Annotated in this window: 17 protein-coding genes; 4 read left to right on the top strand and 13 right to left on the bottom strand. The window is 64.7% G+C overall.

The genetic code is table 11. From position 1 onward, the window contains the following. Window positions 1–103: 103 nt before the first annotated feature. The 3 genes from O1Y97_RS05090 to O1Y97_RS05080 form a co-directional block, all read right to left on the bottom strand. Window positions 104–1486 (bottom strand): ammonium transporter, encoded by a 1383-nt coding sequence (locus tag O1Y97_RS05090; RefSeq protein WP_183263452.1) that lies wholly within the window; start codon window positions 1484–1486, stop codon window positions 104–106. Between the two features lie 30 nt (window positions 1487–1516). Continuing rightward, entirely contained in the window at window positions 1517–1855 is a 339-nt protein-coding gene (locus O1Y97_RS05085; protein WP_055975214.1) for a P-II family nitrogen regulator, read from the bottom strand. Window positions 1856–2076: 221 nt separating this feature from the next. Continuing rightward, the gene (locus tag O1Y97_RS05080; protein WP_318763322.1) at window positions 2077–2949 is read right to left on the bottom strand and encodes an acyl-CoA thioesterase; all 873 of its coding nucleotides are present in this window, start codon (window positions 2947–2949) and stop codon (window positions 2077–2079) included. A gap of 92 nt (window positions 2950–3041) precedes the next feature. Between O1Y97_RS05080 and O1Y97_RS05075 the strand changes: the two genes are divergently transcribed. Beyond that, window positions 3042–4301 (top strand): ubiquinone biosynthesis hydroxylase, encoded by a 1260-nt coding sequence (locus tag O1Y97_RS05075; RefSeq protein ID WP_183263450.1) that lies wholly within the window; start codon window positions 3042–3044, stop codon window positions 4299–4301. Window positions 4302–5012: 711 nt separating this feature from the next. Further along, on the top strand, window positions 5013–5438 hold the full coding sequence (locus O1Y97_RS05070; protein WP_108609650.1) for an OsmC family protein: 426 nt from the start codon (window positions 5013–5015) through the stop codon (window positions 5436–5438). Window positions 5439–5471: 33 nt separating this feature from the next. Here O1Y97_RS05070 and O1Y97_RS05065 read toward each other — a convergent pair whose 3' ends face one another. After that, window positions 5472–6443, bottom strand: coding sequence for an AraC family transcriptional regulator (locus tag O1Y97_RS05065; protein ID WP_318763321.1), 972 nt, complete (start codon window positions 6441–6443; stop codon window positions 5472–5474). 579 nt (window positions 6444–7022) lie between these two features. Between O1Y97_RS05065 and O1Y97_RS05060 the strand changes: the two genes are divergently transcribed. Beyond that, complete coding sequence (locus O1Y97_RS05060; RefSeq protein WP_318763320.1) at window positions 7023–8141, top strand: Glu/Leu/Phe/Val family dehydrogenase; 1119 nt, start codon at window positions 7023–7025, stop codon at window positions 8139–8141. A 116-nt stretch (window positions 8142–8257) separates the two neighbouring features. Here the strand turns inward: O1Y97_RS05060 and O1Y97_RS05055 are convergent, their stop codons facing one another. From O1Y97_RS05055 to sdhC, 7 genes are read right to left on the bottom strand one after another with little or no spacing between them, the layout of a single operon-like run. Further along, window positions 8258–8896 (bottom strand): YceH family protein, encoded by a 639-nt coding sequence (locus tag O1Y97_RS05055; RefSeq protein WP_318764151.1) that lies wholly within the window; start codon window positions 8894–8896, stop codon window positions 8258–8260. Window positions 8897–8941: 45 nt separating this feature from the next. After that, entirely contained in the window at window positions 8942–10075 is a 1134-nt protein-coding gene (locus tag O1Y97_RS05050; RefSeq protein WP_318763319.1) for a glycosyltransferase family 4 protein, read from the bottom strand. A 10-nt stretch (window positions 10076–10085) separates the two neighbouring features. Next, window positions 10086–10865: a succinate dehydrogenase iron-sulfur subunit gene (locus O1Y97_RS05045; protein WP_318763318.1), complete on the bottom strand. Its 780-nt coding sequence runs from the start codon at window positions 10863–10865 to the stop codon at window positions 10086–10088. Window positions 10866–10875: 10 nt separating this feature from the next. Continuing rightward, window positions 10876–11319 carry a DUF3052 family protein gene (locus tag O1Y97_RS05040; RefSeq protein WP_318763317.1) on the bottom strand — a complete coding sequence of 148 codons (444 nt, stop codon included), beginning with the start codon at window positions 11317–11319 and terminating at the stop codon, window positions 10876–10878. 3 nt (window positions 11320–11322) lie between these two features. Beyond that, the gene (sdhA, locus tag O1Y97_RS05035; RefSeq protein WP_318763316.1) at window positions 11323–13158 is read right to left on the bottom strand and encodes a succinate dehydrogenase flavoprotein subunit; all 1836 of its coding nucleotides are present in this window, start codon (window positions 13156–13158) and stop codon (window positions 11323–11325) included. A gap of 4 nt (window positions 13159–13162) precedes the next feature. After that, a complete protein-coding gene (gene sdhD, locus O1Y97_RS05030) occupies window positions 13163–13561 on the bottom strand; it encodes a succinate dehydrogenase, hydrophobic membrane anchor protein (protein ID WP_318763315.1) in 399 nt (132 codons plus the stop codon). A 1-nt stretch (window position 13562) separates the two neighbouring features. Beyond that, entirely contained in the window at window positions 13563–13979 is a 417-nt protein-coding gene (sdhC, locus tag O1Y97_RS05025; RefSeq protein ID WP_318763314.1) for a succinate dehydrogenase, cytochrome b556 subunit, read from the bottom strand. 421 nt (window positions 13980–14400) lie between these two features. Between sdhC and O1Y97_RS05020 the strand changes: the two genes are divergently transcribed. Then, window positions 14401–14757 carry a hypothetical protein gene (locus tag O1Y97_RS05020; protein WP_318763313.1) on the top strand — a complete coding sequence of 119 codons (357 nt, stop codon included), beginning with the start codon at window positions 14401–14403 and terminating at the stop codon, window positions 14755–14757. Between the two features lie 6 nt (window positions 14758–14763). On the opposite strand, the gene O1Y97_RS05015 is transcribed toward O1Y97_RS05020, so the two are convergent. Both O1Y97_RS05015 and leuC read right to left on the bottom strand, forming a co-directional pair. Beyond that, entirely contained in the window at window positions 14764–15975 is a 1212-nt protein-coding gene (locus O1Y97_RS05015; RefSeq protein WP_318763312.1) for a GGDEF domain-containing protein, read from the bottom strand. Between the two features lie 166 nt (window positions 15976–16141). Beyond that, window positions 16142–17551, bottom strand: coding sequence for a 3-isopropylmalate dehydratase large subunit (leuC, locus tag O1Y97_RS05010; RefSeq protein ID WP_108606302.1), 1410 nt, complete (start codon window positions 17549–17551; stop codon window positions 16142–16144). Window positions 17552–17588 lie beyond the last annotated feature (37 nt).

Genomic DNA, 17588 nt, shown 5'->3' with positions numbered 1-17588 from the left:
GGCCCGGATTGCTCCGGGCCCCAAGGCGTGGGCGCTTTTCGGGCGGCCACGACGGGATAGGGAGGATGCGGCGGCGAGTTTTTCGATCCGCCGCCGGCCGGAATTACGTGTGGTAGGCCACTTCGCCATGCGAGGTCAGGTCGAGGCCCTGGCGTTCGGCTTCGACGGTCGGGCGCAGTCCGATCAGCAGATCGACCAGCTTGTAGAGCACCAGCGAACCGACGCCGCACCAGATCACCGTCACCGACACGGCGAGGAACTGCGTCCAGACCTGGCCGGCGACCGACATGTCGCCATAGCCGATGCCACCGAGCGACTCGGCATTGAAGATGCCGGTGCCGATCGCGCCGACGATGCCGCCGACGCCGTGGATGCCGAACACGTCGAGCGAGTCGTCATAGCCGAGCTTGATCTTCACCACCGCCACGAAGAAGTAGCAGATGGCCGAGGCGATGGCGCCGAGCACGATGGCGCCAACCGGACCGACGAAGCCGGCAGCCGGCGTCACTGCAACAAGGCCCGCGACCATGCCGGAGGCCGCGCCCAGCATCGAAGCCTTGCCGCGTGCGACCACTTCGATGATCACCCAGGCAAGGATCGCGCCGGCGGTGGCGGTGAAGGTGTTGATCATGGCGAGTGCTGCACCGCCATTGGCTTCGAGGTTCGAGCCGGCATTGAAGCCGAACCAGCCGACCCACAGGATCGAGGCGCCGACCATGGTCAGCGTCATCGAGTGCGGCGCCATGTTGTCCTTGCCGTAGCCGGTGCGCTTGCCGACGAGCAGGGCGCCGACCAGCGCGGCGATGCCGGCATTGATGTGCACGACCGTGCCGCCGGCAAAATCAAGCGCGCCCCAGCCATAGATCAGGCCGTCCGAATCCCACACCATGTGGGCGATCGGGAAGTAGACGAAGGTCACCCACAGGGCCACGAACAGCAGCACCGCCGGGAACTTGATGCGCTCGGCGAACGAGCCGACGATCAGCGCCGGGGTGATGCAGGCAAAGGTCATCTGGAAGACGATGAACACATATTCGGGAATGACCACGCCCTTGGTGAAGGTCGCGGCCATGCTTTCCGGCGTCACGCCGGCAAGGAAGGCCTTGCCGAGACCGCCCCAGTAGGGGCTCGGCGCGTCGCCGAAGGCCATCGAGTAGCCCCAGAACGTCCAGATCACGATCACCAGCGCCACGATCATCGTGCACTGCATCAGCACCGACAGCATGTTCTTGGCGCGCACCAGCCCGCCGTAGAACAGCGCCAGGCCCGGCAGCGCCATGAACAGCACCAGCAGCGACGAGGTCAGCATCCAGGCGACGTCGCCCTTGTCCATGACATCGGCGGGTGCTGGGGCCGCCGCAGCGGCATCGGCTGCCGCGGGTGCGGTTTCCTGGGCGAAGGCCGCGACCGTTCCCAGGGCGGCGAGCGCGAGCGTGCCAAGCAAGGCCGAGCGCGCCGCCGTCTTCAATGAGGTTGGAATTTGCATTGAGGTCTCCATGAGAATTGGTTGGCCCGCTCAGAGCGCGTCGGTGTCGGTTTCGCCGGTACGGATGCGCACGGCCTGGTCGATGCCGAAGACGAAGATCTTGCCGTCGCCGATCTGGCCGGTCTTGGCGGCCCCGGTGATCGCCTCGACCGCCTTGTCGACGAGGTCGGTGCTGACTGCGACTTCGATCTTGATCTTGGGCAGGAAGCTGACGGCATATTCGGCGCCGCGGTAGATCTCGGTGTGCCCCTTCTGGCGCCCGTAGCCTTTGACTTCGGTGACGGTCAGGCCCTGGATGCCGACATTGGTGAGCGCTTCGCGCACCTCGTCGAGCTTGAACGGCTTGATGATGGCCATCACGATTTTCATCAGGTTTCACCCCTTGCTGTTGCGGGTCCCCCGCGTTGCAGACGTCGCCAGCGGACCCGAAAGCCACCGGTGAGTGACCTACGCCATTCAAGCTCCGTGCCAGTTTGCATTGGCACAGGCTAAGCTATTGAGATTGAAGTGAAATGCCCCATGGCCATGCAGCATCCTTCGCAGGTGCAGCAATGCACCTGCTCACACAATGTGCATAAATTCTAAAATGCCTAGTTTGTAGGCTTGCTGCGCAGGCGGATCAGCCCTTCCTGCGCCACCGATGCGATCAGCGTGCCGTCCTGGGCGTAGAGCGCGCCGCGGGTGAAACCGCGCGAACCCGAGGTCGAAGGGCTGTCCTGGGTGTAGAGAAGCCAGCCGTCCAGCGCATGTTCGCGGTGGAACCACATGGCATGATCCAGGCTCGCCGCCTGGATGTCGGGATCGAAGATGCCGCGGCCATGGGCAAAGGTTGCCGTATCGAGCAGCGTCATGTCGGAAAGATAGGCAAGCACCGCCGCGCGCAGCGCCCGATCGTTGGGCACAGGGCCGGTCAGGCGCAGCCATACCTTCTGCAGCGGCGGCAGCTTGTCTCGGCTCGAATAGTGCTCGGCATAGACCGGACGGAGCTCCAGCGGCCGCTCCTTGGCCCAGAACAGCCGGATCTGCTCGGGCACATGCTTGGCTTCCTGCAGAAGCTCGCGCTGCGACCTCAGCTGCTCGGGCGGCGGCACGTCGAGCGGCATCGGCATCTGGTATTCGAGCCCCTCCTCTTCGACCTGGAACGATGCCTCGAGCGAAAAGATCGCATGGCCGTGCTGGATCGCCACCACCCGCCGGGTGGTGAAGCTGCCGCCGTCGCGGATGCGGTCGACCTCGTAGACGATCGGCACGTTGATATCGCCTGGCCGCATGAAATAGCCGTGCAGCGAGTGCACATGCCGATCGGGCGTCACCGTGCGCTGTGCCGCAACCAAAGCCTGGGCGATGGTCTGGCCGCCGAACACCCGTTGCCAGTGCGCCTGCGGGCTGCGACCACGATACAGGTTGTGTTCCAGCTTCTCGAGATTGAGAATGCTCAGAAGCTCTTGTATTCCGGCCGGCATGCTTTCCCCTTTTCGGGACGAAGTATCCCCGGTTTCCATCAGGAAGCCCCCGTCGAGTCAAGGCGGGAAGCCTAGCCGTAAAGGACGCCGCCATGGTCACGCGCGAAACTGACGACAAGAAATCGACGCAGCTCGACGTGCTGGTCGCAGGTGCCGGCTATGTCGGCTTGGCAACCGCCGTATCGATCAAGCAGGCCCGGCCCAATCTGCACGTCGCCATCGTCGACGCCGCACCTGCCGAGGTCTGGCGCAAGGACGGCCGTGCCTCGGCGATTGCCGCTGCCGCCTGCCGCATGCTCGACCAGCTCGGCTGCTGGGAAGAGATCGCGCCCGAGGCGCAGGCCATCACCGACATGGTCATCACCGATTCGAAGAGCGCCGATCCTGTCCGCCCGGTTTTCCTCACTTTCGACGGCGAGGTCGGCTCCGGCGAACCCTTCGCCCACATGATCGAGAACAAGGTGCTCAATGGCGCGCTGCGCCGCCGCGCCACTGAGCTCGGCATCGACATCATCGAGGGCGTTGCCGTCGAGGCCTTCGAGGCGGGCATCGCCGGCGCCAAGGTCCATCTCGCCGATGGCGTCAGCATCGATACGCGCCTTCTCGTCGCCGCCGACGGCGTGAAATCCAGGCTGCGCGACATGGCCGGCATCAAGACCGTGCGCTGGGAATACGGCCAGTCCGGCATCGTCTGCACCGTCGCGCACGAACGCCCGCATGGCGGCCGTGCCGAAGAGCATTTCCTGCCCGCCGGCCCCTTCGCCACGCTGCCGCTCAAGCCGAAGGACGGCGTCAACCGCTCCTCCATTGTCTGGAACGAGCGCACCGAGGATGCCGAGAAGCTGGTCAACGGTGATCCGTTCGTCTTCGAGATCGAGCTTGAGCAGCGCTTCGGCCTGAAGCTCGGCGAGATCCGCGTCGAGGACAAGCCCCGCGCCTGGCCGCTCGGCCTGACCCTGGCGCGTGCCTTCGTCGCACCCCGCTTCGCCCTTGCCGGCGACGCCGCCCACGGCATCCACCCCATCGCCGGCCAGGGCCTCAATCTCGGCTTCAAGGATGCGGCCGCCCTCGCCGAAACCATCGTCGAGGCCGACAGGCTCGGCCAGGACATCGGCGCGCTCGACGTGCTCGAACGCTACGAGCAATGGCGCCGCTTCGACACCGTGCGCATGGGCGTCACCACCGACGTGCTCAACCGGCTGTTCTCCAACGACATCGCCCCGGTCCGCGCCCTCCGCGACATCGGCCTTGGGCTGGTCGACCGCGTGCCGCGCCTGAAGGAGTATTTCATCCGCCAGGCGTCCGGCCTGACGGGCGAAACGCCGCGGCTGCTCAAGGGCGATGCGATCTAGGGACGGGGCTATTCCACCTCTGCCCGGAGGTCTGCCAATCGTGGAGCGCTCTGCACTCTCAACACCGGAGGTCGCTGGCAATCGCAGCACCAGAGGTCTCTGCCAATCGCAGCACGGAGCTCTCTGGCAATCGCAGCACCTGAGATTGGCGGAGGCGCCCCCGCATCCGTCATCCTCGACCTCGTGAGCGAGCGAAGCGAGCGGAGAGTGTCGGGGATCCATGCCGTGACGCCGGCAAAGCCAGAACCGGTCCAGAACTCGTTCCTCCACCTCCGCAAGTCCAGTTGGTCGGTTGTGCGTCCTTCGACAAGCTCAGGATGAGGACCGTTGACGCTATATCTCTATCGTCAAATCTGTCGATTCTAACGCAGGCAGCACCGAACGTCGGCAGCACCGAGGGTCCTCATCCTGAGCTTGTCGAAGGACGCACTCCCAAGCAACCTCGCCTGGACACTGGCTTCCCGGAGCCGGCGCCAGCATCAGCGCCACCGCCCCGCACCCTGTCCCTGTCCCTGTCCCTGACCCTGCCGAAGGGTGAGCCTGCCGGGTCGAACTCCAAGGACGAGCGCACAACAAGCAGACATTTTCGCGAGACAGTTTTTTCGCCCGACGTTGCTTTCCTGACGTCGGAAAGCTGGCAGGCGCGCCAGCCGGCGCTATAGTCTCATCCGGCTGCCGAACCCGGCCCCGTCAGAAATCATGGAGAAAATCATGAACCACAGCGCCAACGCCGTCTGGAAAGGCAATCTGAAGGAAGGCTCGGGAACACTCGACACCCAGAGCGGCGCGCTGAGGGGCCAGCCCTATTCGTTCAAGGCGCGCTTCGAGGATGAAACCGGCAGGTCCGGCACCAATCCCGAAGAACTGATCGCCGCTGCCCACGCCGGCTGCTTTGCCATGCAGTTGTCGCACTTCCTTGCCGAGAACGGCACCCCCGCCGACAAGCTCGACGCCAAGGCGGTCGTGACCCTCGTTCCGGGCACCGGCATCACCGAAAGCGCGCTCACGCTTGTCGGCAGCGTACCCGGCATCGACAACGCCAAGTTCCAGGAACTCGCCGCCAAGGCCAAGGAAGGCTGCCCCGTTTCCAAGGCGCTCGGCGCCATCAAGGTTTCGCTCGACGCCAGGCTCGCCTGAGCCGCAAGGGCGCCTGGCGACGGCTCGGCGCCCTTATGCCGCCAGCACCCCTGCACGTATGTCCGACGGCGTGACGCCGTAGCGCTTGCGGAACGCCCTGTTGAAATAGGATAGGTCGTTGAAGCCGGCCTCATAAGCGATGTCGATGATGCTGTGCCCGGCCCAAATCGGATCGGCCAGCATTCGGTGCGCCCGCATCAGCCTCTGCCCGAGCGCGAATGCGGTGAACGACAGCCCCTCGCCTTCGAACAGCTTCCTGACATAGCGCGCCGACAGCCTGTGCTCGGCGGCGACCGCCTCGGCCGAGAGCCCGCGCAGGTCGGCACGCGCCGAAATGTCGGCCTTGATCGCCGCCAGACGCGCGGCCCGCAGGCCGCGCCCCATCGCCACCTGCTCCGCCTCGCGCGTCGCCCCCAGCGTCAGCGCCGTCAGGTCCAGCAGATGGCTTGCCACCTTGCGCGCCATGTCGCCGGGCAAGGCATCGTCCAGTTGCTGCAGGGCGGTGGCATAGCTCAGCAGCAGGTGCATTGGTCCTTGGTCCACGGCGATCGGCCGCATCATCAGTTTGGATACGTCTCCAACCAGCGGCTGCAGCGCCTTCCGCTCGAAGCGCAGGTTGACATAGGTGAAGCCTGGCCGCGTCACATTGGCGCCGGTCCGGCCGCCGGGCACGAACATTGCGCAGCCCGGCAACACGCTCTCTTCCTGCTTGCCGATCTGCATGTGGCTGCCGCCGGCGAGAGCGGCCAGCAGAATGATGTCGTCATTCTCGATCATCTCGGATTTGACGCCGACCTTGATCGGTGAGGCGGTGCCGGTGGCAATGCCTATCCCCGGCAGCAGCCTGACCCGCATGTCCATCTGGACCGGACTATCGTCGACGGGTTCGAGATCGGCCTTGAGGATCGTCTTGCCGTAGACCTCGCGCAGCACGGGCAACCTGTCCTCTACCGGCAGGTCCTCCGTCACGATGCGAAATGAAGTGAACTGTCCGTCAGCGGCCATCGACTCACCCAACTAGATACAACCCATACGCGAAGCTGCGCTTTGTAGTTCGCGTCAGGCGATAGGTCAATCCAGGACCGCCCAGACCCGTCGCAGGTGCCGTCCCGTCCAAGAATATGCTGTGGCGCGTCTCTAGTTTGCCGCTCGCAAATCGAATTTGGTCCAGTCCAGCCACGGGGAAACGGGCATGCACCATCTTCAATTCTGGAAGACCTTGGCGGCCCTGGCCGCGGCGGGGTTCAACCCGCGCGCGTTTCTGGCGCCGATGGCATCGGGCAGCAAGCCGCCAAAGCCGGCCGAGCCGAAGCCGCCAAGGGAGCGAAACGAACGGAGGCGCTGAGGGCCGGGATCGTTCGGATGACAGGTCTGGCTGCATCGCAAGCAAGCTGGGGGCAGTAGCACTTGCGGCAGCACAGCGGCCGGGCGTCGGGTGGGCAGACCCGGCGTCCGGCCATTTTTTCGTTTGTTGCGCGGCAGACCGGACGAGCGCAATGCGCGGTCGCGGCGCGCCCCGTCTTCGAAACCAAAAATCGCCTGAAATGTTTACCCTCCAGGGATCAGCCTACCGGGAGGACCCTCATGCTGAATGTCCTGGAACCGCGCCACCAGAAGCTTGCCGGCGCAACCACGCTCGAAATCACCGACATCACCGCAGACGTCGCCCGTCTCGACGGCTTCGACCAGCACGAGCAGGTCTGGCTCGGCCGCGACACCGCGCGCGGGCTGACCGCCATCGTTTCGATCCACACCACCGTGCTCGGCCCCGCCCTCGGTGGCACCCGTATCTGGCCGCACGTCAGCTTCGAGGCCGGCGTCATCGACGCACTTCGGCTGTCGCGCGGCATGACCTTCAAGTCGGCCATCGCCGGCCTGCCGCTCGGCGGCGGCAAGGCGGTCATCATCGCCGACGCCAAGAAGGACAAGACGCCGGCCATGCTCGAGGCCTATGCCGAGATGCTCAACACGCTCGCCGGCCAGTACATCACCGCCGAGGACGTCGGCATGACGCTCGCCGACGCCGATTTCCTCGCCGAGCGCGCGGCCAATGTCAGCGGCACCACCAAGGGCGGCAGCGGCAACCCCTCGCCCTTCACCGCCCAGGGCACCTTTGTCGGCCTCAAGGCCGCACTCCGCCACCGCACCGGCAGCGACAACCTCGCGGGCATACGCGTGGCCGTCCAGGGCCTCGGCTCGGTCGGTTGGTCGCTGTGCGAAAAGCTCCAGGCCGAGGGTGCGGTGCTCACCGTCTCCGACCTCGATGCGGCCCGCACCGCCCGCGCCGCCGAAAAGTTCGGCGCAACCGTCGTTTCCGGCGATGCCATCCTCTCGGCCGACGTCGACATCTTCGCGCCCTGCGCATTGGGCGGCATCCTGTCCGCCGAGACGATCCCGCAGCTCAAGGCAAGGATCGTCGCCGGTGCCGCCAACAACCAGCTAGCCACGACCGAAGACGGCATGCGCCTGATCGAGCGCGGCATCCTCTATGCCCCCGACTACGTCATCAACGCCGGCGGCGTCATCAACGTCGCTGCCGAAATGGCCGAGGGCGGCTACAGCGTCGAGGCGGTTTCGCCGCGCGTCGAAAAGATCGCCGACACGCTGACCGCCATCTTCCAGCGCGCCGACCGCGAAGGCCGCACCACCGATGCGGTCGCTGAAGCCATGGCCCGCGAGATCGTCGAAGCGGCAAGGAAGTAGGCGCTGCCTTCCTTCTCCCACAAGGGGAGAAGGAAAGGCGCGCCGCGCTGTACCAAAAACAAAAACGGCCCGGCTGCTTCCACAACCGGGCCGTTTTCAATCTGTCCGCAACGCGCCTATCCGCCGACAGCGTCGAGACGCGCCTTGAGCGCCGCCACTTCCTCTTCCAGAAGCCGGACACGTTCCTCGAGCTCCGAAACAACGGGCGCGGCGGCGCTCGGTGCCCGGCTTGTCGTGACAACTGCGGCGTCGACATCGCCGGACAACAGATGCGCGAAGCGATCCTCGCGTTGGCCGGGTGCGCGACCGATCTCCTTGACCAGCGCCGGCCTGCGGCCGATCAGCATATCGAGTTCGCTGCGCACGGCGTCGGCATCGGCAAAGTTCGCCATGCGCTCGGCGCGGGCGAGCAATTCGAACACGGTCTGCGGTCCGCGCAGCAGAAGCAGGCCGATCAGCGCGCTCTGGTTGCGCGTCAGCGAGAATTTCTGCGCCATCTGATGTTCGTAGCGCTCGACGCGCGAGGCGAATTGCTGCTTCGCCATCCCCTTCGCCTGCAGCGCACCGAGTGCCCTGGTGATGTCGACCATCTCCAGGGCCATGACCGGCTCGCGCGACGTCTTCTGGTTAGCCGCGGCAACCAGCGCGTTCGACGTCATCGGATAGACGTCAGGCGTCAGTTCCTTCTTCTCGATCAGGCAGCCGAGCACACGTGCTTCGGCCGCGGTGAGGTGGGGAAGATCCAGATCCGTCATGTCAGCCACTATCGCCTCATATCCGCAGTTCGACCATCATCTTCTCTATTTCGGCTGGCGCGCCGCCACGGGCGCAACCAAAAGCCGATCGACGAAACCGGGCGCGCCGCTCCTGAGCAGATTGGCGTAGAGGTGGTAGCAGTTGAGCCCTATCGCTTCCGGAGAAAAGCTGGTCGCGATCCGCTCGCGCGCAGCCAGCCCCATGGCCTTCCTGCGCTCTACATCGCCGGCAAGCAACTTGAGCGCACCGCTCCAAGCATCCGGATCGTAAGGCAACCCGAACCCCGATACACCTTGCTCTATGATCTCGGCGGTCCCACCGAAGTTCATCGTCAGCACCGGCACACCTGCGGCCATCGCCTCGGCCGGCGCCAAGCCGAACGATTCGCCCGGCAGACGGGACGGGGTGACGAAGATGTCGAAGGCAGCCATCATGTCTCTGGCGCCAGGTATTTTGCCAAGCAGTCGCAGCCGGTCACCGCCAGCCTGCCTGATCCGCTCAAGTTCCGTTTCACTTCCGCTTCCCACCACCGCAAACACAAATGGCGGCCCCAAGCGTCGGACAATATCGGCAACAAAGGCAAGGTTCTTGATGGGCCGTATCCAGCACACCGTGCCGACGACGATCTCATCCGCCGCGAAGCCGTATCTGGCCCGTAGTACAGCGCGTTCGGTTTCCCCCAATTCAGGGGACGGTGCAATTGCATGGGGAAGAACATCGCAACGCCCAGACCCGATGGCCCGCCGAAGCAAGGGCCTGCCCATCCAGTTGTTGACATGCGCCTTGGACGGCACCAGCAGGCGGGTAATGCGCCGGTTGAAATAGGTCATCCAATCGAACGGGCTGAGGAGGTTGAGGCCTTCGATCGCACCGTGGGAGAACACCACAGGCATTTCCGGCATACCGCGCAGTGCCAGCATGACGGGAAGCGCCACGGTGCGCCCCTGCCCGGTGTGGATGATGTCAGGCGAGAAGTCTTCGATTGCCCGCTTGATGGAACGAACCATGGAGGCGCTCGGCAGATAGCGATGAACCTTGTTCATCGCCCGATTCCGGCTGCCGGCCCCGCGCAATTCCTGGATCGGAAGGACACGAATGGACACGCCCATTCCTTCCAGGATTGGCGCGATGGGCGTGTCTAGGTGGTAGGTACCCTCGGTTAGGTAGAGAACGCGCATCGGGCGCGCCTCACACCCGCCGCTCCACCATCATCTTCTTGATCTCGGCGATCGCCTTGGCCGGGTTCAGCCCCTTCGGGCAGGTCTGGGCGCAGTTCATGATCGTGTGGCAGCGATACAGCCGGAACGGATCCTCGAGATTGTCGAGGCGCTCGCCCTTGGCTTCGTCGCGGCTGTCGATCAGCCAGCGATAGGCTTGCAGCAGCGTCGCTGGGCCGAGATAGCGGTCGCCGTTCCACCAGTAGCTCGGGCACGAGGTCGAGCAGCAGGCGCACAGGATGCACTCGTAGAGGCCGTCGAGCTTCTGGCGGTCCTCATGGCTCTGCAGCCACTCCTTCGCCGGCTCCGGCGACACCGTCTTCAGCCACGGCTCGATCGAGCGGTGCTGGGCGTAGAAATTGGTGAGGTCGGGCACCAGGTCCTTGACCACCGGCATGTGCGGCAGCGGGTAGATCTTCACAGCACCCGAAATGTCGTCGCAGCCCTTGGTGCAGGCCAGCGTGTTCGAGCCGTCGATGTTCATCGCGCAGGAGCCGCAGATGCCTTCGCGGCACGAGCGGCGCAAGGTCAGCGTCGGGTCGATCTTGTTTTTGATGTAGAGCAGGTGGTCGAGCACCATCGGGCCGCAATCGTCGACGTCGACGAAATAGGTGTCGATGCTCGGGTTCTCGCCATCGTCCGGCGACCAGCGGTAGATCCGGTACTCGCGCAGATTGGTCGCACCCTCCGGCTTCGGCCAGGTCTTGCCCTGCTTGATCTGCGAGTTCTTGGGGAGTGTTAGTTCGACCACGATCGGTTCCTCACAGCTTGGCGCGCAGTTCCTTGCGGATGACGAGCTTGAGCCCGCTCCACACGGCGTCCACGGCACAGACCTTGACATCCACCAGCCCCTTGGGCAGCGCCACGTCGCGAATGACATTCTCGGTGATGTCGGTGGCGATCTTCGACGCCTTCTTGGGCCAGGAAATCCAGACCGCGCCGTCGGGCGCGATCATCTTCTTGAATGTCCCGACATTGCCGTCGAGATCGGCACGTCGCCTGGTGAAGGCATGGACCACGTCGTGGCCCTCGCCTGCCTCAGCGATCCCTGGCCAGTCGGTCAGCGTCTTCGCTGCAAACGCGCGCGACAAAGCCAGTTCGCCAAGCTCGTCCGGCAGGCCGACAAACACCACGCTCTGGCCGTCCTTGAGGCCGAGCTTCGCCGCAAGCGGCGTTGGCGAATATCCTGCCGCCGCCAGCGCCACGGCTCAGTACACCCGCGCCTTCGGCGCGATCTTTGCCAGGCTGATGCCGCCGTCTTCTTCCTTGAGCAGCGGCTCGGTGTGCACCGGCCGGTAGGTCAGCGTCACCTCGCCATCCTCGGCGACGGTGGCCAGCGTGTGCTTGCGCCAGTTGGCGTCGTCGCGGGCCGAGAAGTCCTCGCGGGCATGCGCGCCGCGGCTTTCCTTGCGCGCTTCGGCGCCATAGACGGTGGCGATCGCATTCGACATCAGGTTCTCGAGTTCCAGCGTCTCCACCAGGTCCGAGTTCCAGATCATCGAGCGGTCGAAGACCTTGATGTCCTTCATCTCGCCCCAGATCTGGGAGATGCGCTTGCAGCCCTGCTCCAGCGACTCCTGGGTGCGGAACACGGCAGCGTCTTCCTGCATCGCGCGCTGCATCTTCTCACGCAGCACCGCCGTCGGCGTGCCGCCATTGGCGTGACGCAGGCGGTCGAAGCGGTCCATGATCTTTTCGACCGAGGCCGCGTTCGGCGACGGGATCGGCGCGTTGCGATCGACCACTTCGCCGGCGCGGATGGCTGCGGCGCGGCCGAACACCACCAGATCGATCAGCGAGTTGGAGCCGAGGCGGTTGGCCCCGTGCACCGAAGCGCAGCCAGCCTCGCCGACGGCCATCAGGCCGGGCGACACGCGGTCGGGGTTGCCCGCGGTCGGGTTCAGCACCTCGCCCCAGTAGTTGGTCGGGATGCCGCCCATGTTGTAGTGCACCGTCGGCAGCACCGGGATCGGCTCGCGGGTCACGTCGACGCCGGCGAAGATCTTCGCCGATTCCGAGATGCCGGGCAGCCGCTCGTGCAGCACCGCCGGATCGAGGTGATCGAGGTGCAGGAAGATGTGGTCCTTGTTCTTGCCGACGCCGCGACCGTCACGAATCTCCAGCGTCATGCAGCGCGAAACCACGTCGCGCGACGCCAGGTCCTTGGCCGACGGCGCGTAGCGCTCCATGAAGCGCTCGCCCTCGGCGTTGACGAGATAGCCGCCTTCGCCGCGAGCGCCTTCGGTGATCAGGCAGCCCGAACCGTAGATGCCGGTCGGGTGGAACTGCACGAACTCCATGTCCTGCAGCGGCAGGCCGGCACGCGAGGCCATGCCGCCGCCGTCGCCGGTGCAGGTATGGGCCGACGTGGCGGAGAAATAGGCGCGGCCGTAGCCGCCGGTCGCCAATACAACCATCTTCGCCGAGAAGCGGTGGATGGTGCCGTCGTCGAGGTTCCAGGCCACGACGCCGGTGCAGGTGCCGTCCGGCTCCATGATCAGGTCGAGTGCGAAATACTCGATGAAGAACTGCGCGTTGTGCTTGAGCGACTGGCCGTAGAGCGTGTGCAGGATGGCGTGGCCAGTGCGGTCGGCAGCGGCGCATGTGCGCTGCACGGGCGGGCCGTCGCCGTAGTTCATCATGTGGCCGCCGAACGGGCGCTGGTAGATCTTGCCTTCTTCGGTGCGCGAGAACGGCACGCCGTAATGCTCGAGCTCGTAGACTGCGGCTGGCGCTTCGCGCACCAGGTATTCCATGGCGTCCATGTCGCCGAGCCAGTCCGAGCCCTTGACGGTATCGTACATGTGCCACTGCCAGGAGTCGGGCCCCATGTTCTGCAGCGAGGCAGCGATGCCGCCCTGCGCCGCAACGGTGTGCGAGCGGGTCGGGAACACCTTGGTGATGCAGGCGGTCTTCAGCCCCTGCTCGGCCATGCCGAGCGTGGCGCGCAGGCCCGCACCGCCGGCGCCGACAACGACGACGTCGAACTTGTGATCGACGAATGTGTAGGCGGATGCTCCGCTGGTCTTGCCGTCCTTGGCCACCGTATCAGCCTCCAAATGCCAGTTTGAGCAGGGCGAAGAGCGAGGCCACGCCGACCGCTACGGTAAAGAAAGTATTGAGCATGATGAGGGTCACCTTGAGGCCCTCGCCATGGATGTAGTCCTCGATCACGACCTGCATGCCGAGGCGCATGTGGTAGAGGCCCGAGAGCAGCATCAGCGCCAGCACCAGCGACACGAACGGATTGGCGAGCGAGGCGCGCACGGTCGCGAAATCGGCGCCGTTCAGAACGATCAAAAGGCCGACGAAAAACAGCATCAGCGGAATATTGGCGACCGCCGTCAGGCGCTGGCGCCAGAAATGCTCGGTGCCTTCGCGGGCGGAGCCGAGACCGCGAACCTTGCCGAGCGGGGTGCGCATGTCGTGATTGTTGCTGCCGCTCATGTCAGGCACCCCGAACCATGTAGCCGACGATCCAGACCAGGGCGGTCAGCACCACAGAGGCGAACACCGTCGTCCAGGCGATCTTCGATGCGGTATGCTTCTCCAGGCCCACGCCGGTATCCCAGATCAGGTGACGGATGCCGCCCATCATGTGGAATATCAATGCCCAGGTGTAACCAAGCAGCACCAACTGCCCGATCCAGCTGCCATAGACCCAGCTGACGAAATCGAAATACTGCTGCGAGGTCGCCGCCGCGATCAGCCACCAGGCAACCAGGAGCGTGCCGAAATAGAGCGCGCCGCCGGTGATGCGGTGCAGGATCGACGTCGTCATGGTGATCGGCGGGCGATAGACGGACAGATGCGGCGACAATGGCCGCGCACGCGATGTGGCTTGGGTTGCTTGTGATTTGCTCATGGCTCCCCCGGTCTGCATCCGAGCGTGGCTATGTTTGAATACGGCGCCGTCGCACCGTTTTGCGACGTCGGACTGCGCGCTTTCTAATGTGCTTTTTGCACCGCGTCAAAGTCGGAAAACCGTTCTGGCGCACCTATTTAGTCGCATCACGGCTTCAATCGATTGAACGCCGATCGCTGCTACCCGCTTGGGTAAGCAGCGGGCGGACGAAGCCGGCACGATCGGTAGCTGACGTATCCCCCATTGGCGCAAACGCGGGCCTACCCGTCCGTTGACTGAGAGCGATCTCGGGTTGCGTTCAGCCAAAATTAACCATGTTTGTTAATCAGCACCGCCCGAGCGGTCCGGGCTCTTAACAAAGATTAAGAAAAGGTTAAGCTTCGAATCGAAACCTCGCGCCGCAAACCATGGAGATTGCGCGATGCGCCTCCCACTGGCTTTCATCGGAACTGCGTCCCTCGCACTCGCGGCGACGATCGCCTTGGCGACACCTGCCGTTTCCGGCGGCTGGGACCATGACCGCGTCTACGCCGATTCCTTCGGCAATCTCGTGGTCGACAGCGCCGCCGGCTACAAGCGCATCGTCGTCGGCCAGGGCCATTCGGCCCGCAAGCTGGCCGAATACACCCGCTCCGCCACGCCGAAGGTCGTCTACCTCGACGAGGGGCAGCGTGCCACGCGCCATTGCTACCGTCCACCGATGCTGCTCAAGGGCCGCAGCTACATGTACGGCTTCTCCGAGGGAGAGATCCCCCAGCCCGGCCTGCGCTGCTACTGATTTGGGTCAGGACTTGCTGCCGAAGGGCACCACGTTCGTCTCGGCCTGCATCTCGACGACACTGCCAGGTGCCACCCGCACGCAGTCGCGCCCATCCTTCTTGGCTTCGTAGAGCGCTGCGTCCGCGCGGCGCATCAATTGGTCGATGAACTCGCCGGCCACCAGCTCGGCAACGCCGAAGCTCGCGGTAAACCGCTGGTTCGACGGCAGCCCTTCGATCGGCAGGGCCGAAAACGCGCTGCGTGCGCCCTCTGCGAACAGCCGCGCCGCAGCCAGATGCGTGCCGGGCAGGATGATGGCGAATTCCTCGCCGCCGATGCGCCCCGCTATGTGGTGGCCCACCTTGGATTCGTGGATGAAGCGCGCGAACGCCTCGATGACCCGGTCGCCGGACAAGTGGCCATAGGTGTCGTTGATCGACTTGAAATGATCCAGGTCGGAAATCACCAGCGTCACCGGCAGGCCCTGGCGCTCTGCCTCGCGCAGCGCAATCGCCGCCCGCCGCTGGAACCCGCCGCGGTTGAGCAGGCCCGATAGCGCGTCCGTCTCCGACTTCTGTGTCGCGTCGGCAAGGATGTCGCGCACCAGGATCACCAGCAGCATCAGCGCGATGGACAGCGCGAACACCGTGCCCAGCGCCTGCGAGATCATCGCATAGGTGCTCTGCAGATATTGATGCGGATCGGAACCGGAGCCGACGGCAAGCGCGAGGTAAGGCTTCGAGAAGAACTGCAGCGCACTCGTCAGGAGCACACCGGTCAGGGCGTAGTCGAACTGGCTGAGCTTGTCCCGCGACCTGAGCACGATCGCCGCACCCATCGCCTGCACCGCGGCGTAGGGCGTCTGGAAGGTCATCATCCTGAGCAGCGAGTCGCGCGGCAGTCCCTGGGTGAAATAGACTGCAGCGGTGGCCAGCACCAGGAACACCAGCATGGTGCGCCATGGCGGCGCCACCTCGTAGCGGCGCGCCAGCCCGACATTCATGATGATCAGCGTGGCCAGGAAGGCAGCAAAATTGGCGGTGACGATGGGCCGCGTGTTCTCGAACCACGGGATCGAGAATTCCGTGCCGATATAGAGCAGGCCGGTCAGGTAGCAGAGCGCAAACCAGCGCGCTGAAACGCGCTTGGCGTCATAGATCGAGATCGCCATGAACGCCGCCGCCAGCAGGCCGGCAACGAACACATTGATCGTGAGAATGAACCCTGCACCGCTCATCGTCTGACGTCGTCTCCCACGGCCGGATCAAACCATATCCGAGAGAAAAAGACGTTAACGTGACCTCGCGGAAGCAGGACCTTTCCGACATCCTCAACAAATGGAAAAGGCGGCGGGCTCGCGCCCACCGCCTTATGTTCGACACGCCGGATTGGCCGGCGCCTGGTCAGTGCCAGTCGCGGATGTCGACGAAATGGCCGGCGATCGCCGCCGCTGCCGCCATTGCCGGCGACACCAGATGGGTGCGGCCCTTGAAGCCCTGGCGGCCCTCGAAGTTGCGGTTCGAGGTCGAAGCGCAGCGCTCATGCGGCTTGAGGCGGTCGTCGTTCATCGCCAGGCACATCGAGCAGCCCGGCTCGCGCCAGTCGAAGCCAGCGGCGACGAAGATCTTGTCCAGGCCCTCGGCTTCCGCCTGCTCCTTCACCAGGCCCGAGCCCGGCACGATCATGGCGCTGACGGTCGAGGCGACCTTGCGGCCCTCGACCACCTTGGCCACGGCACGAAGATCCTCGATGCGGCCATTGGTGCACGAACCGATGAACACGCGGTCGATGGCGATGTCGGTGATCTTGGTGCCGGCGGACAGGCCCATATAGTCGAGCGCGCGCTTCTTGGAGTTGCGCTTGTTCTCGTCCTCGATCACTTCGGCATCCGGCACCACGCCGGTGACGGCGACGACGTCCTCGGGCGACGAGCCCCAGGTGACGATGGGCGGCAGCTTGGCTGCGTCGAGCACCACAACCTTGTCGAAATGTGCACCTTCGTCGGTGTGCAGCGTCTTCCAGTACTCCAGCGCCATATCGAACGCCTTGCCTTTCGGCGCGCGCGGCTTGTCCTGGACGTAGGCATAGGTCTTTTCGTCGGGCGCGATCAGGCCGGCGCGGGCACCGCCCTCGATCGACATGTTGCAGATCGTCATGCGGCCTTCCATCGACAGCGCGCGGATCGCTTCGCCGGCATATTCGATGACGTAGCCGGTGCCGCCGGCAGTGCCGATCTCGCCGATGATGGCGAGCACGATGTCCTTGGCGGTGACGCCTTCCGGCAACTGGCCGTCGACACGCACCAGCATGTTCTTGGCCTTCTTCTGGATCAGCGTCTGGGTCGCCAGCACGTGCTCCACTTCCGACGTGCCGATACCGTGGGCCAAAGCGCCGAATGCACCATGCGTCGAGGTGTGGCTGTCGCCGCAGACGATGGTCATGCCCGGCAGGGTAAAGCCCTGCTCGGGGCCGACGATGTGCACGATGCCCTGGCGCTTGTCGTTCTCGGAGTAATACTCCACGCCGAAGTCGGCCGAGTTCTTGGCCAGCGCCTCGACCTGGATGCGGCTCTCCTCGTTCTTGATGCCGTTCTTGCGGTCCGGCGAGGTCGGCACGTTGTGGTCGACCACGGCCAGCGTCTTTTCGGGATGACGCACGGTGCGGCCGGTCATGCGCAGGCCTTCGAAGGCCTGCGGGCTGGTCACTTCGTGCACGAGGTGGCGGTCGATATAGAGCAGGCAGGTGCCGTCGTCCTGGCGGTCGACAACGTGGTCGTCGAATATCTTGTCGTAGAGGGTACGCGGTGCGCTCATGATCTTGGATCCGTCGATGGCAATAATTGAAAATGGC

This window comes from Aminobacter niigataensis, assembly GCF_946995915.1.
GTDB lineage: Bacteria > Pseudomonadota > Alphaproteobacteria > Rhizobiales > Rhizobiaceae > Aminobacter > Aminobacter niigataensis.
This window is presented reverse-complemented; position numbering and strand designations above follow the sequence as displayed.

What these genes read in the sequence shown, in the direction of transcription:
- O1Y97_RS05090 (WP_183263452.1), bottom strand. Translation starts at nt 1,486, where the DNA reads ATGCAAATTCCAACCTCATTGAAGACGGCGGCGCGCTCGGCCTTGCTT.
- O1Y97_RS05085 (WP_055975214.1), bottom strand. Translation starts at nt 1,855, where the DNA reads ATGAAAATCGTGATGGCCATCATCAAGCCGTTCAAGCTCGACGAGGTG.
- O1Y97_RS05080 (WP_318763322.1), bottom strand. Translation starts at nt 2,949, where the DNA reads ATGCCGGCCGGAATACAAGAGCTTCTGAGCATTCTCAATCTCGAGAAG.
- O1Y97_RS05075 (WP_183263450.1), top strand. Translation starts at nt 3,042, where the DNA reads ATGGTCACGCGCGAAACTGACGACAAGAAATCGACGCAGCTCGACGTG.
- O1Y97_RS05070 (WP_108609650.1), top strand. Translation starts at nt 5,013, where the DNA reads ATGAACCACAGCGCCAACGCCGTCTGGAAAGGCAATCTGAAGGAAGGC.
- O1Y97_RS05065 (WP_318763321.1), bottom strand. Translation starts at nt 6,443, where the DNA reads ATGGCCGCTGACGGACAGTTCACTTCATTTCGCATCGTGACGGAGGAC.
- O1Y97_RS05060 (WP_318763320.1), top strand. Translation starts at nt 7,023, where the DNA reads ATGCTGAATGTCCTGGAACCGCGCCACCAGAAGCTTGCCGGCGCAACC.
- O1Y97_RS05055 (WP_318764151.1), bottom strand. Translation starts at nt 8,896, where the DNA reads ATGACGGATCTGGATCTTCCCCACCTCACCGCGGCCGAAGCACGTGTG.
- O1Y97_RS05050 (WP_318763319.1), bottom strand. Translation starts at nt 10,075, where the DNA reads ATGCGCGTTCTCTACCTAACCGAGGGTACCTACCACCTAGACACGCCC.
- sdhD (WP_318763315.1), bottom strand. Translation starts at nt 13,561, where the DNA reads ATGAGCGGCAGCAACAATCACGACATGCGCACCCCGCTCGGCAAGGTT.
- sdhC (WP_318763314.1), bottom strand. Translation starts at nt 13,979, where the DNA reads ATGAGCAAATCACAAGCAACCCAAGCCACATCGCGTGCGCGGCCATTG.
- O1Y97_RS05020 (WP_318763313.1), top strand. Translation starts at nt 14,401, where the DNA reads ATGCGCCTCCCACTGGCTTTCATCGGAACTGCGTCCCTCGCACTCGCG.
- O1Y97_RS05015 (WP_318763312.1), bottom strand. Translation starts at nt 15,975, where the DNA reads ATGAGCGGTGCAGGGTTCATTCTCACGATCAATGTGTTCGTTGCCGGC.
- leuC (WP_108606302.1), bottom strand. Translation starts at nt 17,551, where the DNA reads ATGAGCGCACCGCGTACCCTCTACGACAAGATATTCGACGACCACGTT.